We start from the raw sequence: 16877 nt of genomic DNA on the forward strand, positions 1-16877 counted from the left end.
TCATGCGGGACTTTCGCCACGATCATTCGGCTCTCGCCCTCAATACCGCAACGCTTGGCCATAATGTGCCGGGTGTCGGGGCAGGGTGGTCACCGGAACAGACGATCGACGCCTGTGCTGAACGTGGCATCGGCGGGATCGTGTTCTGGCGGCGGGAGATCGAAAGCCGGGCTGCGGAAATTGGAGACCGGGCGCGTCAGGCCGGGGTGCAGGTTGTCGGCCTGTGCCGGACGCCCTTTCTGGTCGGGCCGTTGGGTCTTCAGACAGAAGAGGCAATCCTGTCGGATTTCCGTCAGTCCATCGATCAGACAGCCGCGCTCGGAACCGATGTTCTGACCATCGTTGTCGGTGGTGTGGAAACCGGCACGAAGGGCGTGGCTCACAGCCTGGACATCGTGGCGGACCGGATGGCGAAGGCCATTCCCTACGCTGAAGCCTGTGGCGTGAAACTCGCGCTGGAGCCGCTGCATCCGGCCTACGCCGGAGACCGCTCCTGCCTCACGACCACCCGTGACGCCCTGGATCTGTGCGACCTTCTGGCGTCGGATAGCGTGGGCGTTGCGATCGATATCTACCATGTGTGGTGGGACACGGACCTGCCACGCCAGCTCGCACGTGCGGGAAACCGCATTCTGGGCTTTCACCTCTGTGACTGGCTCGTTCCCACAACAGACATCCTGCTTGACCGCGGGATGATGGGGGACGGCGTTGCGGACCTGCGGGGGATCCGCAGGGAGGTGGAAGCCGCCGGGTATTCCGGCTTCTGCGAGGTGGAAATCTTTTCCGCGAATAACTGGTGGAAGCGCCACCCGGCTGACGTGCTGGACACGATGGTCGAACGCTTCCGCACTGTCTGCTGACCCATCGGAGGGCATCATGAAGATCCTCGTCCCTGTCAAACGTGTCGTCGATTACAACGTCCGCATCCGCGTAAAGGGTGACGGATCTGGGGTCGAGCTTGCAAACGTCAAGATGTCGGTCAATCCGTTTGACGAAATCGCCATCGAAGAAGCCGTCCGTCTCAAGGAAAAAGGCATCGCCACGCAAGTGGTCGCTGTCTCTATCGGTGTGCCGCAGGCGAAAGAAACACTACGCACTGTGCTCGCCATGGGCGCGGACCGCGCCATTTTCGTCGAAGCCACGACGGATGTGAATGTGGATATCGAGCCTCTCGCTGTCGCCAAACTGCTGGCGAAGGTGATTGAGGATGAGAAACCAAACCTTGTCATCGCAGGCAAACAGGCCATCGATAATGACATGAACGCGACTGGTCAGATGCTTGCCGCCCTGCTGGGCTGGGGCCAGGCCACCTTCGCATCATCCGTCGAGATTGAGGGCGACAGTGCAACCGTCAGCCGTGAGGTTGATGGTGGTCTTCAGACCATCCGCGTGAAGCTGCCCGCCATCATCACGTCTGATCTGCGCCTGAACGAGCCACGTTATGTCGCGCTGCCCAACATCATGAAGGCCAAGAAGAAGCCGCTCGAAGAACGCAAGGCGTCTGACCTCGGCGTGGACATTGCGCCGCGTCTGAAGGTCATCCGCACGGCTGAACCGCCTCAGCGTCAGGCTGGTGTGAAGGTCAGTTCCGTTGATGAGCTGGTTTCGAAACTCAAAAATGAAGCAGGAGTGATCTGATGTCTGTTCTGCTGCTCGCTGAAGTGGCCAATGGCCACCTCGTAACCGATACCATTGCCAAGGCCCTGTCGGCCATCAAAGCGCTGGGCGATGTGACAGTTCTTGTTGCTACCCAGAACGGCACGGAAGCCGCCGCCGAAGCTGCAAAGCTTGAGGGTGTCTCCAAGGTCCTACTGGCGGATGATGCGTCTCTGGCTCATGAACTGGCTGAACCTGTCGCGGCCCTCATCGTGTCTCTGGCCTCGGGCTATAGTCATATCGCTGCGGGCTCGACGGCATTCTCCAAGAATGTTCTGCCACGCGTCGCGGCTCTGCTGGATGTCATGATCCTGTCTGATGTGACGGCCGTGAAAGATGCCGAGACGTTCGATCGCCCGGTCTATGCCGGCAATGCGATCCAGACGGTGCAGTCCTCCGATCCGGTGAAGGTTTTCACCATTCGTACGGCGGCTTTCTCGGCTGTTGGCGAAGGTGGCTCCGCCAGTGTGGAAAATGTCTCCGTGCCTGCTGATCCGGGTCTCTCGTCCTGGGTGGAAGACAAGGCAGTTGAATCCGAACGTCCGGAACTGACGGCAGCCAAGAACATCGTCTCAGGCGGCCGTGGCGTCGGATCGAAAGAGAACTTCGACACCATCGCCAAGCTTGCGGACAAGCTGAATGCCGCCATCGGCGCCAGCCGGGCTGCCGTGGATGCCGGATACGCACCGAATGACTGGCAGGTCGGGCAGACGGGCAAGATCGTGGCGCCTGATCTGTACATCGCAGTCGGTATTTCCGGGGCGATCCAGCATCTGGCCGGCATGAAGGATTCCCGGGTGATCGTCGCCATCAACAAGGACGAAGACGCCCCGATTTTCCAGGTCGCGGATTATGGGCTGGTGGGAGACCTCTTCACCATCCTTCCCGAACTGACGGCAAAACTCTGACAGGCCCCGGCGGCCTGCAGGGAGGAGAAAGACCATGACTACGATCGAACGGGAAAGCATGGACTATGACGTTGTCATCGTCGGCGCTGGCCCTGCCGGTCTCTCCGCGGCGATCCGGCTCAAACAGAATGAGCCGGACCTCTCCGTGGTCGTACTGGATAAAGGGTCTGAAGTCGGGGCGCATATCCTGTCAGGCGCGGTCATTGATCCGTGCGCGCTGGATGTGCTGCTTCCCGAATGGCGGACCATGGATGCGCCCATCACCGTGCCGGTAAGGGAAGACAATTTCTTCCTGCTGACGGAAAAGAGCCAGATCCGCCTGCCGAATGTTCTGATGCCAAAGCTCATGGACAACCACGGGAATTACATTGTCTCGCTGGGGAATGTGTGCCGCTGGCTTGCACAGGTCGCAGAGGGGCTGGAAGTGGAAATCTTCCCCGGTATGGCGGCAAGCGAAGTTGTATATGACGATCAGGGTCGCGTTGCGGGTGTGGTGGCTGGCGAGTTCGGTAAAAATCCCGATGGAACGCCAGGAGATGCCTACGAGTCTGGTATGGAACTGCGCGGGAAATACGTGTTCTTCGCCGAAGGTGCGCGGGGATCACTGGCTCGGCAGCTAATGGATCGTTTCGCGCTTTCCGAGGGCAAGGACCCGCAGAAATTCGGGCTGGGCCTCAAGGAAATCTGGGAGATCGATCCCGCCAAACATCATGAAGGCACGGTCACACACACCATGGGCTGGCCGCTGAACAGCAAGGCGGGTGGCGGGTCCTTCATCTACCATCTCGACAACAATCAGGTCTGCGTCGGGTTTGTCGTCCATCTGGGCTATGAAAACCCGTATCTGGACCCTTACCGTGAGTTTCAGGAGTTCAAGCACCACCCGATGGTGGCCGAACTGCTGAAAGGCGGAAAACGCGTGGCTTATGGTGCGCGTGCGCTATCCGAAGGTGGCTGGCAGTCCATTCCGAAAGTGACTTTCCCTGGCGGCGTTCTGCTCGGGTGTTCCGCCGGGCTTGTGAATGTTCCGCGCATCAAGGGCAGCCATAACGCCATTTTCTCGGGCATTGCCGCTGCCGATGCGGCCCTCGCTGCGCTGGCGTCTGGGCGCGCTCAGGACGAACTGACGGATTATGAGGAAGAACTGCGAAACGGCCCTATCGGGACAGACTTAAAGGCCGTCCGTAACGTCAAACCTCTGTGGGAGCGGTTTGGCCTCCTGGGCGGTGTTGCGCTCGGTGGTCTGGATATGTGGATGACAACTCTGACCGGACACTCTCCCTTCAGAACGCTCGGACACGGAAAGTCCGATGCCGCGGCAACAGGGTTGGCTGCTAGTTTCAAGCCGATTGAATATCGCAAGCCGGACGGGCAACTCAGCTTTGATCGCACAACCAATGTGGCGTTTGCCTTCACCAACCACGAAGAACGCCAACCCTGCCATCTGACACTCCGTGATCCATCCATCCCAATCCAGGTGAACCTGCCGCTCTACGCTGAGCCTGCCCAGCGTTACTGCCCGGCGGGCGTGTATGAGGTTCTGCGTCCGGAGAATGAACAGCCACGGTTCCAGATTAACTTTCAGAACTGTGTGCATTGCAAAACCTGCGACATCAAAGATCCAAGCCAGAATATCGTTTGGACAACGCCGCAGGGAGGCGATGGTCCGAACTATCCAAATATGTAAATTCAAATAAAAAGAAATATAACCCATCTCTTTTATTTGATTTTACTTGAATAAACAACCTGAGAACATGCTGCGTTGAAAGACTATTCCCATAATGGGAATCTGAATTAAGGAATAAGGCAATGAGTGGCATCGACCTTTCGGCACCACCGCCGCCAGTGTCTCTGAATGGTAAAAGTGTCCTGACGGCAATTCTGGCTGCTGTTGCGGGTCTGATGTTTGGTCTCGATCTGGGTGTGATTTCAGGGGCTCTGAAATTCATCGGTTTGGAATTCAACGTCACGGACTTCGGCAAGGAGTGCATCGTCTCATCGATGATGGTTGGTGCGGCGGTAGGTGCCGTCTGCGGTGGGCGCCTGTCCTATCTTTTTGGCCGGAAGCGCCTGCTGCTGTCTTCAGCTGTCCTGTTTGTTCTCGGGTCGCTGCTGTGTGCGCTGGCAACATCCGTCACGCTGCTGATTGTGGGTCGTATGGTGCTTGGCGTGTCTGTTGGCATCGCAAGCTTTACCGCTCCACTTTATATCTCCGAGATTGCGCATCAGCACTACCGTGGGTCTCTAATCTCAGTTTACCAGCTCATGATTACGGTCGGGATTTTTGTAGCGTTCATCTCTGATGCGCTGCTGGCTTATTCCGGTTCATGGCGCTGGATGCTCGGCATTGTCGCTATTCCAGGCGTCGTGTTTCTGCTTGGCGTGCTGCTGCTGCCTGACAGCCCCCGTTGGCTCGTATTGCGGGGCCGTAAGGACGAAGCCTTTACGGTTCTGCATCAGCTGCGTGGCCATGAAGGCGACGCACGCGCCGAGATCTCGGACATTGAAGAGCAGCTTGCGCAGATTGAAGGTGGCTACGGCCTGTTCAAGGCCAACGCCAATTTCCGCCGCTCTGTTTTTCTGGGCATCCTGCTCCAGACCATGCAGCAGTTCACGGGCATCATCGTGGTGATGTACTACGCGCCCCGCATCTTCGAAGTCGCAGGTTTTGGCGATAACGCAGCCATGTGGGGCACGGCCATTGTCGGTCTGGTGAATGTGCTGTCGACGTTCATTGCCATTGGCTTCGTGGACAAATGGGGCCGTCGCCCGATGCTGATTGCCGGCTTCATTATCATGACGATCGGCATGGCTTCAGTCGGGACGCTGCTCTACTTCGGAACCGGCAATAGCGAACTTGCGCGATATGGCGCCGTGATCATGCTGCTGGCCTTCATCGTCGGATTTGCGTTCTCTGCCGGTCCACTGGTGTGGATCCTGTGCTCGGAAGTTCAGCCCATCAAAGGGCGTGATTTCGGCATTGGTTGCTCCACCTTCACGAACTGGGTCACGAACATGATCGTCGGCCTGACGTTCCTGACGCTCCTGAATACCATCGGGAATGCCCAGACGTTCTGGATGTACGCGGCGTTCAATGCGTTCTTCATCTACCTCACCCTGAAATTTGTGCCTGAAACCCGCGGTGTTTCCCTTGAGCAAATCGAGCGGAACCTGATGGCGGGCAAGCCACTCAACCGGATCGGTCTGTGATCCTGCCCCTCGGCACGACTGTCCCGGCGCTTTCACACCTGCCGGGACAAACCGCCTTTGCGGCGGTTTTCCCTGACGGAGACCAAAGACAATGACAGTAAAGATCGCCATTAACGGTTTTGGCCGTATTGGCAGACTGGCCCTTCGCAGCATTCTTGAAAGCGGCCGGGACGACGTTGTGCCCGTCGCCATCAATGGCCCTGGGTCCGTTGAAGACAAGATTCACATGCTGACATATGACAGCGTGCATGGCCGCCTGCCAGGGGAAGTCCACGTCGAAGGTGATATGCTGACCCTGACCCATAACGGGCGGTCTTACGGTCCCATTCGCATTTCATCCGAGCGTGACCCGTCGAAGGTGCCATTTGACGGCGTTGATGTGGCCCTTGAATGTTCCGGCCTCTTCACCACCAAGGAAAAAGCCTCCACGCTTCTTCAGGCTGGTGCCCGGAAAGTCCTGATTTCAGCGCCTGGCACGGATGTGGACGCGACCATCGTCTACGGCGTGAACAATGACATGCTGAAGCCGGACATGACGGTCATTTCCAATGCCTCCTGCACAACGAATTGTCTGGCGCCGCTCGTGAAAGTGCTCGACGACAATTACGGTATCGAGTGCGGATACATGGTGACGATCCACTCTTTCACCGGAGATCAGCAGATCGTTGACCGGCGGCACAAGGACCTTCGCCGGGCCAGAGCCGCGTCGCTCAACATGGTGCCTACGTCCACGGGAGCGGCCAAGGCAATTGGTCTGGTTCTGCCGCACTTGAAGGGTCGGTTGGATGGCACGTCCATCCGTGTGCCAACGCCCAATGTTTCGCTGGTATCGTTCGACTTCCTGTCCCGCCGTCCACCGGAAACAGCCAAGGACGTCAATCGCGTCATGCAGGAGGCTGCTGCGGGCCCCTTGAAAGGTGTGCTGGCCTATAGCAGCGCCTCATTGGTTAGTAGCGACTTCAACCATTCACCCGCATCCTCGAATTTTGACGCCACGCAGACGGCCATCATGGAATGTGGTCGAATGGTTCGCGTCTGCTCATGGTATGACAATGAATGGGGCTTCTCGAACCGCATGATCGATACGGCTGTTCTGTTCGGTTCCCTGTAAACGGGCGACGGTATTTGTTTCAGGATGTGTTTCGGCGCATAAAAGCACTTTCCTGACTGGAGAGTGCTTTTGATGATGTCCCGTCTGAGACTTCTGGCTGCGATGGCATGTTTTGGTGCGCCACTTCCTGCTCTGGCACAGGCGATAGCGCCGATGCCGGCAAGCTGTGACAATGCAAAATTCCTGAGTGACCAGCAGACCTTCGAGCAACGTGGCGCCACCCGGACGGATCTTCCCGAGCATATTTGCGGGCGCGTCATCGCCATTGCACCCCATGCGAAGCGGACCCGCAGCGGATGGCATGGCTATTTCTACCTGGATGTAGGGCAGGGCGTGTCCATCCGGATTGTGTCCGGGCTGGATGAAATGACTGCCCCACAATGGCCCTGGGTGCAGAAGGGTGACACCGTCGAGGTTCAGGGCCGGTACTACTACGACAGCCTGCGTAAGCAGGGGATCGACTGGACGCATCACGGCACCAGCCGCAAATGGCCTTGGCCCGGATATGTGACCGTTAACGGACACCGCTACGAATAAAAAAAAGCCCGTAGGAATGTCCTACGGGCTTTTTCGTGACGGGCGGTCTAGTTGGTCGCTTCGTCTTTCTTCTCGGCGCTGCTGTCGCCTTTGACGCCGGTCCCTTCAATGATCTCGAAGTCCAGCACGTCGTTCTTGAGGCCAATCTTGACGGCCCCGCCTTTGGCCAGTCGACCGAAGAGCAGTTCCTCGGCCAGTGGCTTCTTGATGTGCTCCTGAATAACGCGGCCCAGAGGACGTGCGCCATACAGGCGATCATAACCCTTCTCGGCCAGCCATTCTTTGGCAGCAGAGGAGATTTCGATCGTAACGTGACGGTCAGCCAACTGGGCTTCGAGCTGGAGAACGAACTTCTCCACCACGCGGCCCACCGTTTCGGGCGTCAGGTTAGCGAACGGAATGATCGCATCCAGACGATTACGGAACTCAGGTGTGAAGGTGCGTTTGATCGCCTCTTCATCCTCACCCGCACGGCTGGTCCGGCCGAAACCGATCGCTTCCTTGGACAGGTCAGCCGCGCCCGCATTCGTGGTCATGATCAGTATCACGTTGCGGAAATCGACTGTCTTGCCGTTGTGGTCTGTCAGGCGGCCATGATCCATGACCTGAAGCAGGACGTTGTAAAGGTCCGGATGGGCCTTTTCGATTTCGTCCAGCAGCAGGACGGCATGGGGATGCTGGTCGATTGCATCCGTCAGCAGTCCACCCTGATCAAACCCGACATACCCTGGAGGCGCGCCGATCAGACGTGAGATCGAATGACGCTCCATGTATTCGGACATGTCAAAGCGGATTAGTTCGATGCCAAGAGACGATGCCAACTGACGTGCAACTTCCGTCTTGCCGACGCCCGTGGGGCCGGAGAACAGGTAGTTGCCAATCGGCTTCTCAGCATCACGCAGACCCGCACGGGACAGCTTGATTGCCGCAGCCAGTGCGTCAATTGCCTTGTCCTGCCCGAACACCATGTTCCGCAGATCCCGCTCCAGATGGCGCAGGGTCTCGCGATCATCCGCCGTGACGCTCTTGGGTGGGATGCGGGCAATCTTGGCGATTGCATCTTCCACATCCCGTAGCGTCACGGTCTTGCGGCGTTTGTTCTCAGGCACCAGCATCCGCGCCGCACCGACTTCGTCAATGACGTCGATGGCTTTATCGGGCAGTTTGCGGTCATGCACATACCGGGCGGCCAGTTCGACGGCGCCACGCAGGGCTTCGTCGGTATAGCGAACCTTGTGGTGCTTCTCGTAGCTGCCCTTAAGGCCGCGCAGGATCTTGATCGTGTCCTCGACTGACGGCTCAGGGACGTCAATCTTCTGGAAGCGCCGGACCAGTGCACGGTCTTTCTCGAAGTGCTGACGGAACTCCTTGTATGTCGTGGAGCCAATGCAGCGCAGCGTGCCTGCGGCCAGAGCTGGCTTGAGCAGGTTCGATGCATCCATCGCACCACCAGACGTCGCACCCGCGCCAATGACTGTGTGGATTTCATCAATGAACAGGATCGCACCGGGCGTCTGGTCCATTTCCGTCACGACAGCCTTGAGGCGTTCTTCGAAATCACCGCGGTAACGTGTGCCAGCCAGCAGGGAGCCCATGTCGAGAGAGTAGATTGTGCAGTCCTGCAGGACTTCAGGCACGTCTTTCTCAACAATACGCTTTGCCAGGCCTTCCGCGATCGCAGTCTTGCCGACGCCCGGGTCACCCACATACAGCGGGTTGTTTTTGGTGCGGCGGCACAGGATCTGGATCGTGCGTTCGATTTCCTGATCGCGACCAATCAGTGGATCGATCCGCCCTTCACGGGCACGGTCATTCAGATTGACGCAATAGGTCGCGAGTGCGCCGTCCTTGGCTGTTTCCTTGCGCTCTTCACGCTCGGAATTATCCTTGGATGCAGCGGCAGCCTTACGGCCAGCGCCACGGTCCGGCGCTTTGGCGATGCCATGCGAAATGAAGTTCACGGCGTCGAGTCGCGTCATGTCCTGCAATTGCAGGAAGTACACAGCGTGGCTTTCACGTTCCGCAAAGAGCGCAACGAGAACGTTGGCACCCGTAACTTCATCGCGGCCTGTGCTTTGCACATGGATAGCCGCGCGTTGGATTACGCGCTGGAAAGCCGCTGTTGGTTTTGGTTCTGTCGGACGGTCGGATGCAAGACCGGCAAGATCCTTGTCCAGAAAGTCCGTCAGATCCGAACGCAGCTTGTCGAGGTCAATTCCGCAAGCGCGGAAAACCGTCAGTGCATCGGCATCTTCTGTCAGAGCCAGCAGCAGATGTTCGAGGGTGGCATACTCATGACGCCGATCACCTGCGAATGTCAGGGCGCGGTGGAGCGTCTGTTCGAGCGTACGGGACAGCATAGGGTGGCGCTCCTCTCGACCTCTCGTGGAAGAGGTATCTTGTCGTGGTGCAACACGTAACGCCAGTCAGAAACGTAAGGCTGAACAAGAAATTGTCCGATGCCTGTATGACTGTGGCGGGAAATCAGTCTTTTTCGATCGTACACTGAAGCGGATGCTGGTTCTGGCGGGCCAGATCCATAACCTGAGCGACCTTGCTCTCCGCAACTTCGTAGGTGAAGACGCCGCAGACCCCTACGCCCCGCTGATGCACATGCAGCATGATGGTGGTGGCTTCTTCCCTGTTCTTGGAAAAAAACCGTTCCAGCACGTGCACGACAAACTCCATCGGTGTGTAGTCATCGTTGAGCATAAGAACCTTGTACATCGACGGCTTGCGCGTTCGTGTACGAGGGCGAACGACAACGCTGATCTCAAGATCTTCGTCATCGGGCAGGCGTGGATTTGCCGGACCTTTTGGGTCCGATGATCCCGGCCCCATCCTGACTGGTCCGAAAATGGACTCGGCTTCAGAATGGGAGGTGGCTGGTGAAGGGAGATCGTAAGAAGACATGACTGGTATGATATGGGACGCTTCCCCCGACTTGAGAAGGGGGTAAGGATGAGTACATTTCGTGAATATCGCCATCTTCCTGACATGTTCTGGTCGGGTTTGGGTCATGCTTACGAAAAATTAAGCAAACTGCCCCAAACCTTGTGGACGGGCGCTTTTTGTTGCGCCTAGAGTAACGGGATTAAGGACTGCGTTAAACAGTCCGATGTTTCCAGCGTTCAATGTTTTGTTCAGAGGCTGCCACATAATGCGTTTCCCTGTCCGCAAGGCCCTTCTGTTATGCGCTCTGACTGCAGTTGGTGCGGGCTCTGCCAAAGCACAATACGCAGGCCACACGTCCAGTTTCGTGATGGATGCACATTCAGGTGCCGTTCTGTCCCAGTCTGACGCCGATCTTCAGCGGTATCCTGCATCCCTGACAAAACTCATGACGCTGTATCTGACCTTCCGTGCGCTGGAAGCACATCAGATTACACTGGATCAGGAAGTCCCGGTTTCCATTCATGCCTCCATGCAGGCTCCGTCCAAGCTTGGGCTGGTTCCGGGCACCCGGCTGACCGTTGAGCAGGGTATTCTGGCGCTCGTCACCAAATCAGCGAATGACGCTGCCTGCGCTCTGGGTGAGTTCCTGGGTGGTGGCGACGAAGTCCGTTTTGCTCAGCTCATGACGCAGCAGGCGCGTGCGCTGGGCATGGCCAACACGACGTTCCGCAACGCCTCCGGTTTGCCTGACCCTGATCAGGTTACGACAGCGCATGATCTAGGGCTTCTTGCACAGCACCTGATCAACGATTTCCCGCAGTATTATCACTATTTCGGCGTGCCTTCCTTCTATTTCCATCGTCATCTGGTTCCTAACCATGATCCGATGCTGAAAATCTATTCGGGCGCTGACGGCATGAAGACGGGTTACACCGATGCTGCGGGGCGAAATCTCGTCACGTCTGCCATTCGTGGAAATGTTCGTCTGATTGGTGTGGTGCTCGGGTCTTCCTCCAATGCGCGCCGTTCGATGGAAATGGCGTCCATTCTGGACGATGGTTTTGCTTCAGAAGGCGTCGCGCCACAGCCTCTTCTTCATCCGGTCGCGCCGCGCACTGTCATGATCGCGTCTGCGCGTCGTGGTGGTCGTTTCGCTCATCATGGGACGATGGTTGCATCAAGCCGCCCTGTTGAAGTGGCGGATGCGCCAACGTCACCACGTCGTTATGGCCGGGTTGCGCATCATGCTGTCTCGGTTCGCATGGTCAGTGCGCACCATGTTGCTGCCCATCACAAGGCAGGTCGTCACCCACGCGGGTGAAAAACTCGCCTCCGTGCCTTGCGATCCGCTCGTGACGGTCGCATTTTGTCCCGACCAGTTTTGAGATTGAGGATCGGGCGGTAGACATGGATGATAGTTCGCGTGGGATTGTTCTTTATGACAGTGAAGATTTCAAACATCTAAGAACGGTCGGTCATCTTGCAGCGGCAACGCTGGATATGATCACCGAGCATGTGCAGCCGGGCGTTACGACGGAAGAACTCAACACTCTTATTCATGAGTTCACTCTGGCTCACGGCGCCACGCCGGCTCCGCTGAATTATCATGGCTTCCCGAAATCCTGCTGCATTTCGATCAACCATGTTGTGTGTCACGGCATCCCCGGTGAGAAGAAGCTGGCCAACGGCGATATCGTCAATATTGACGTCACGTCCATTCTGGATGGCTGGTACGGGGATAATTCCCGGATGTACATCGTCGGCAAGGCCCCCAAGAAAGCTGAAAAACTGGTTGAGGTGACGTATGAGTCCCTCATGCTTGGTATTGAGCAGGTCAAGCCAGGCAAGACGCTGGGCGATGTTGGTCATGCCATTCAGGCCCATGCGGAAAAGAACCGCTTCTCCATCGTGCGCGATTTCTGTGGACATGGGATCGGCCGGGACTTCCATGCCGCTCCGAATGTTCTGCATTACGGAAAGCCAGGGCAGGGCGTAAAGCTCGTACCGGGAATGGTTTTCACCATTGAGCCGATGCTGAATATCGGCAAACCTGAAGTGAAAATTCTTGATGATGGCTGGACAGCTGTCACGCGTGACCGGACGCTGTCTGCACAATTCGAGCATATGATTGGCGTGACGGACGACGGATGTGAAATCTTCACGCTGTCCCCGAAAGGTTACAACAAGCCCCCATACGGAGCTGGCGCATGAAAAAACTCTTTGCCCTGATTGTCGCGGGCCTGACGGGGGGCACGGCGCTGGCTGCTCCCACGGCAGCCCCTTTGAGCTCTGCCCATGATCCTCTGGCATTTGGCCCGGATCATACCTCCCCGGGCGTTCTGGTCTCTGGCAAGCATGGCATGGTGGTTTCTGCCCAGCATCTCGCTTCTGATGCTGGTGCCAAAATCCTGGCGGAAGGTGGCAATGCCATCGACGCTGCGGTGGCCGTTGGCTATGCGCTTGCTGTCGTTTATCCCGCTGCAGGGAACATCGGCGGTGGCGGCTTTATGACGATCCGTCTGAAATCCGGGCAGACAGTGTTTGTGGATTTCCGCGAGCACGCCCCGGGTGCCGCAACAGCCACCATGTATCAGGATGCGTCTGGCAAAGTCATTCCGGGGCTTTCAACAGAAGGCTGGAAAGCAGTTGCCGTTCCGGGGACTGTCGCAGGCTTGGATACGATCCTTCAGAAGTGGGGGCGTTTGCCACGGGCAAAAGTCATGGCCCCTGCCATAGCGCTCGCCCGTGATGGGTTTGTGCTCAATGAAGGCGACGTGCAACTTCTCGACACGTCCACGAAGTATTTCCGTCAGGACCCATACGCACGTTCTATTTTTCTGCGTCCGGACGGATCATCCTTTCAGCCTGGAGACCGGCTGATTCAGAAAAATTTGGCCAATTCTCTTGAGCTGGTCGCCAAGAATGGTCCGAAAGCGTTTTACGAAGGTCCGATTTCCGCTGAAATCGTGCGGGCCAGTGAAGAAGGTGGTGGCCTTCTGAAGCCGTCAGATTTCACAAACTATCATATCCGGTTTCTTGAGCCGATCCGCTGCACCTATCGTGGGTACACGATCGACACGGCACCCCCTCCGAGTGGTGGTGGCATCGCGCTATGCGAAATTCTGAACATTCTTTCCGGCTACGATATGCACGCCCTTGGCCTGCACACGGCGGCGTCTGCTCAGCGTGAAATTGAAGCCATGCGACATGCGTACTCGGATCGACGCGATCTCGGGGATCCGGCATTCGTCAAGAATCCGATCGAACATCTGAATGATCCGGCATATGCCGCACAGGTCAGGGCAGGGATCCCGCTTGATCAGGCATTGCCGTCCAGCACCCTCCGCGCTGGTGAGGCGCTTCCGGTTAAAGCTGCCCCGGCTGCTCCTGACACGCAGGAAAAGCACGAGACGACCCAGTTCTCGGTATTGGACAAGAGCGGCATGGCCGTTTCCGCGACATATACCCTGAACGGGTGGTTCGGCTCAGGTGTCATGGGTGGCAACACCGGCATCTGGCTCAATGACGAGATGGATGATTTCTCGGCCAAGCCGGGCGCATCCAATATGTTTGGGATTGTCGGTTCAGAAGCCAACGCCATTGCGCCGGGCAAGACACCGTTGTCATCCATGTCACCGTCGATTGTCTCCAAGGATGGCAAGGTGATTATGGTTATCGGCAGCCCCGGTGGTTCCCGCATTCCGACGATCACACTCTCGGCCATTCTGGGTGTGCTCGATTACGGGCTGGACATCCGTCAGGCGGTGGATCTGCCGCGAATCCACGAGCAATGGGAGCCATCTGCTGTGGAGCTGGAACCGGGGGCCCTGACGGACGACGTCATGGATAAGCTGAAATCTGAGGGATATGCGCTGTCTCTGCACCGCCCATGGGGTGTGGCAGAAGGTATTCTTGCGGACCGCCCAAGCCTCTCCGCACACAAAACCGGGCTCATTTATGGGGCTGCTGATCCGCGTCATGCAGGCGGTGAAGCCGTGGGTGAATGATAGGGGGTTGTCAGACACCCCTATCTCCGTGTTAGGAGAGCGCCGGGAGGTCGGCTTTGGACGGATACCTTGCCAACCCGGTCAGGTCCGGAAGGAAGCAGCCGCAGTGAGTTTTATCCGGGTTAAATGTCCGGCCTCCTACCTAGTGCAGCCTGTGGGCGCGGCAGTTTTACTGCCAGGCGCCCCGGTGCAAGACCGACAGAGTGCGGTCTCATTCCCCGCTCTGACGGCTTTCCAGTTTCATGACTGACGACATCGACGATCTTCCCCTGCCGCCCGAGAGCAGTGGTGGCTTCTTTGGTGAAGCCCCGGCCGAGCAGGTTCCAGTTCCTGTTCAGGCAGAAAAAAGCACGCCTTATCGTGTCCTTGCCCGAAAATATCGCCCCCAGACACTCGATGACCTGATTGGTCAGGACTCGCTGGTACGAATCCTGCGTCGTGCGTTCGAGCTGAAGCGTGTGGCGCATGCGTTCATGCTGACGGGTGTGCGCGGCGTGGGGAAAACCACGACTGCCCGAATTATCGCACGCGCCTTGAACTGCATTGGGCCAGACGGGAAGGGTGGGCCGACCGCAGAGCCCTGTGGCGTCTGTGCAAACTGCACTGCCATCCTCGCGGACCGGCATCCGGACGTCCTGGAAATGGATGCAGCGTCTCGCACGGGCGTTGATGATGTGCGTGAAATCATTGAGGCGACCCGTTTTCGCCCGATGCAGGCGCGCATGAAAGTCTTCATCATCGATGAAGTGCACATGCTGTCTCGCAATGCGTTCAATGCTCTGCTGAAAACGCTAGAAGAGCCTCCGTCACAGGTCACGTTCATTTTTGCCACGACGGAATTGCGGAAAGTACCGGTGACGGTGCTGTCCCGCTGTCAGCGGTTTGACCTCCGGCGCGTGCCTCAGGCGCTGCTGACCGAACATTTTGGGCGTATTGCCGAAAAGGAAGGAGCCACTCTTTCCGAAGACGCTTTGGCGCTCATTGCCCGTGCAGCTGATGGCTCGGTCCGTGACGGACTATCTCTGCTGGATCAGGCGATTGCACAGGGTGCGAGCGACGCCGATGCCGTGTCAGACATGCTTGGTCTGGCAGATCGTGGACTGGTCTTTGATCTGCTTGATGCCCTTATGGCCGGCAAGGCAGCAGAGGCCCTGGACCTTACCGATCAGGCTTATGCGCGTGGTGCTGATCTCGGCGTTCTCCTGACGGATCTTCTGGATCTTCTGCATCTTGTTTCCCGTCTCAAAGCGATGCCAGGTCTTCGTGAAAGCCGGGACCTTCCAGAAGCCGAAAGACTGCGTGGTGGCGTGCTGGCAGACAGGCTCTCAACCAGCAGTTTGGGACGAGCCTGGCAGATTCTTCTGAAGGGTGTGAACGAAGTCGAATCTGCGCCGGATCGTCGTCAGGCGGCTGAGATGGTTCTGATTCGACTGTGCCACGCCAGCCTTCTCCCGACGCCTGACCGTCTGATCCGTCAGTTGACTGAAGGCGGGGTCGATCTCTCATTGCCATCAGGCCCTTCGGGTGGAGCAACTCCGTCCGGAGAGATGTCGTCTGGGTTGCAGACTGCGCCTGTGCTGTCGACGTCCGTATCGTCCACTGACACAGGTGGCCCTCGTGCGCATGTCCGTCTGGTGGCCAATGGCGGCGAAATTATTGAGCCGGGTTATGCGGAGGCTGCTCCTGAGCTGGCGCCGGAACCCGAACTTCCTCCGCCCCCGCCACGAACATGGCGCGAGATGGTCGCTCTGGTGTGGGACAAGCAGCCGCAGTTGCATGGGGTTCTGCGCTCGTCGGTGCATCTGGTACGTTTTTCACCCCCCGATGTGCAGGTTCGCCTAGAAGACCAGCACACCAAGGCGGACCGTCTCCTTCAGAATTTTCTTGAAGAGATGTTTCCCGGCCAGTGGCGCATCAGTCTTTCCACAGCCGAAGGTGAGCCAACCCTGGACGAACAGGGTGCGGAAGTGGTGGCCATCAACCGTGCAATGGTTGAGGCACACCCGTTGGTCCAAGCCATTCTTGATGCTTTCCCCGGTGCGAAAATCGGCGATGTGCAAGACCACTCCCTTGATGAATACGGTCTTCCACCCGAAATAACCGCACCATTGACGGAGGACTCTCCTCCGGATCTGGAATTCGCGCCTCTGGACGCTGATTTCCTTGATGAAGATGATCTGAACTGAAAGACCAGGAGACGTTATGAAGAACCTTGCAGGACTGATGAAGCAGGCCAGCCAGATGCAGTCCAAAATGGAAGAGGCCCAGAAAAATCTGGCAAATCTGACGGTAGATGGTTCGGCTGGCGGTGGTCTCGTGACACTTCAACTTACGGGTAAAGGCGAAATGCGGGGTCTGAAAATTGATCCGAAGCTGGCTGATCCAAACGAGATGGAAATGCTGCAGGACCTGATCGTGGCAGCCTATACGGATGCCAAGAACAAGGCTGAAGCGGCCAGCTCTGAAGCCATGCGCGACGTTACGGGCGGTCTGGATCTGCCGCCGGGTCTGAAGCTGCCGTTCTGATCTGAATAGTTTTTCTGCGGGCGTCAC

General features: G+C 57.6%; 14 protein-coding genes and 1 other RNA gene. 13 read left to right on the top strand and 2 right to left on the bottom strand.

Features of this window, described 5'->3' with window-relative positions:
- Positions 1-2 precede the first annotated feature (2 nt).
- From KP707_RS00470 to KP707_RS00500, 7 genes are all read left to right on the top strand, one after another.
- Positions 3-860 carry a sugar phosphate isomerase/epimerase gene (locus tag KP707_RS00470; protein WP_211501838.1) on the top strand — a complete coding sequence of 286 codons (858 nt, stop codon included), beginning with the start codon at positions 3-5 and terminating at the stop codon, positions 858-860.
- A gap of 16 nt (positions 861-876) precedes the next feature.
- Positions 877-1638 carry an electron transfer flavoprotein subunit beta/FixA family protein gene (locus tag KP707_RS00475; RefSeq protein ID WP_211501839.1) on the top strand — a complete coding sequence of 254 codons (762 nt, stop codon included), beginning with the start codon at positions 877-879 and terminating at the stop codon, positions 1636-1638.
- Positions 1638-2564 carry an electron transfer flavoprotein subunit alpha/FixB family protein gene (locus KP707_RS00480; protein ID WP_211501840.1) on the top strand — a complete coding sequence of 309 codons (927 nt, stop codon included), beginning with the start codon at positions 1638-1640 and terminating at the stop codon, positions 2562-2564. The genes KP707_RS00475 and KP707_RS00480 overlap by 1 nt, the downstream gene beginning before the upstream one ends.
- Positions 2565-2598: 34 nt before the next feature.
- Positions 2599-4251, top strand: coding sequence for an electron transfer flavoprotein-ubiquinone oxidoreductase (locus KP707_RS00485; RefSeq protein ID WP_249202705.1), 1653 nt, complete (start codon positions 2599-2601; stop codon positions 4249-4251).
- Between the two features lie 122 nt (positions 4252-4373).
- The gene (locus KP707_RS00490; protein WP_099210947.1) at positions 4374-5774 is read left to right on the top strand and encodes a sugar porter family MFS transporter; all 1401 of its coding nucleotides are present in this window, start codon (positions 4374-4376) and stop codon (positions 5772-5774) included.
- A gap of 91 nt (positions 5775-5865) precedes the next feature.
- The gene (gene gap / locus KP707_RS00495) at positions 5866-6885 is read left to right on the top strand and encodes a type I glyceraldehyde-3-phosphate dehydrogenase (protein WP_211501841.1); all 1020 of its coding nucleotides are present in this window, start codon (positions 5866-5868) and stop codon (positions 6883-6885) included.
- 72 nt (positions 6886-6957) lie between these two features.
- Positions 6958-7422, top strand: coding sequence for a DUF3465 domain-containing protein (locus KP707_RS00500; protein WP_211499846.1), 465 nt, complete (start codon positions 6958-6960; stop codon positions 7420-7422).
- A 47-nt stretch (positions 7423-7469) separates the two neighbouring features.
- Here KP707_RS00500 and clpA read toward each other — a convergent pair whose 3' ends face one another.
- The gene (gene clpA / locus KP707_RS00505) at positions 7470-9782 is read right to left on the bottom strand and encodes an ATP-dependent Clp protease ATP-binding subunit ClpA (protein ID WP_099210941.1); all 2313 of its coding nucleotides are present in this window, start codon (positions 9780-9782) and stop codon (positions 7470-7472) included.
- Between the two features lie 124 nt (positions 9783-9906).
- Positions 9907-10335 (bottom strand): ATP-dependent Clp protease adapter ClpS, encoded by a 429-nt coding sequence (clpS, locus tag KP707_RS00510; protein WP_249202706.1) that lies wholly within the window; start codon positions 10333-10335, stop codon positions 9907-9909.
- Between the two features lie 247 nt (positions 10336-10582).
- Between clpS and KP707_RS00515 the strand changes: the two genes are divergently transcribed.
- The 6 genes from KP707_RS00515 to KP707_RS00540 all read left to right on the top strand — a co-directional run bounded on the left by KP707_RS00515 (position 10583) and on the right by KP707_RS00540 (position 16850).
- Positions 10583-11638: a D-alanyl-D-alanine carboxypeptidase family protein gene (locus KP707_RS00515; RefSeq protein WP_046900142.1), complete on the top strand. Its 1056-nt coding sequence runs from the start codon at positions 10583-10585 to the stop codon at positions 11636-11638.
- 86 nt (positions 11639-11724) lie between these two features.
- On the top strand, positions 11725-12528 hold the full coding sequence (map, locus tag KP707_RS00520) for a type I methionyl aminopeptidase (protein WP_046900141.1): 804 nt from the start codon (positions 11725-11727) through the stop codon (positions 12526-12528).
- Entirely contained in the window at positions 12525-14324 is a 1800-nt protein-coding gene (gene ggt / locus KP707_RS00525) for a gamma-glutamyltransferase (protein WP_211501842.1), read from the top strand. Before map ends, ggt begins: the two co-directional genes overlap by 4 nt.
- Positions 14325-14370: 46 nt before the next feature.
- Positions 14371-14465, top strand: an RNA gene (ffs, locus tag KP707_RS00530) — signal recognition particle sRNA small type.
- A gap of 101 nt (positions 14466-14566) precedes the next feature.
- Positions 14567-16510 carry a DNA polymerase III subunit gamma/tau gene (locus tag KP707_RS00535; RefSeq protein WP_211501843.1) on the top strand — a complete coding sequence of 648 codons (1944 nt, stop codon included), beginning with the start codon at positions 14567-14569 and terminating at the stop codon, positions 16508-16510.
- A gap of 16 nt (positions 16511-16526) precedes the next feature.
- The gene (locus KP707_RS00540; protein ID WP_211501844.1) at positions 16527-16850 is read left to right on the top strand and encodes a YbaB/EbfC family nucleoid-associated protein; all 324 of its coding nucleotides are present in this window, start codon (positions 16527-16529) and stop codon (positions 16848-16850) included.
- Positions 16851-16877 lie beyond the last annotated feature (27 nt).

Origin of the sequence: Gluconobacter sp. P5E10 (assembly GCF_018812145.1) — a bacterium.
Taxonomy (GTDB): Bacteria; Pseudomonadota; Alphaproteobacteria; order Acetobacterales; family Acetobacteraceae; genus Gluconobacter; species Gluconobacter cerinus.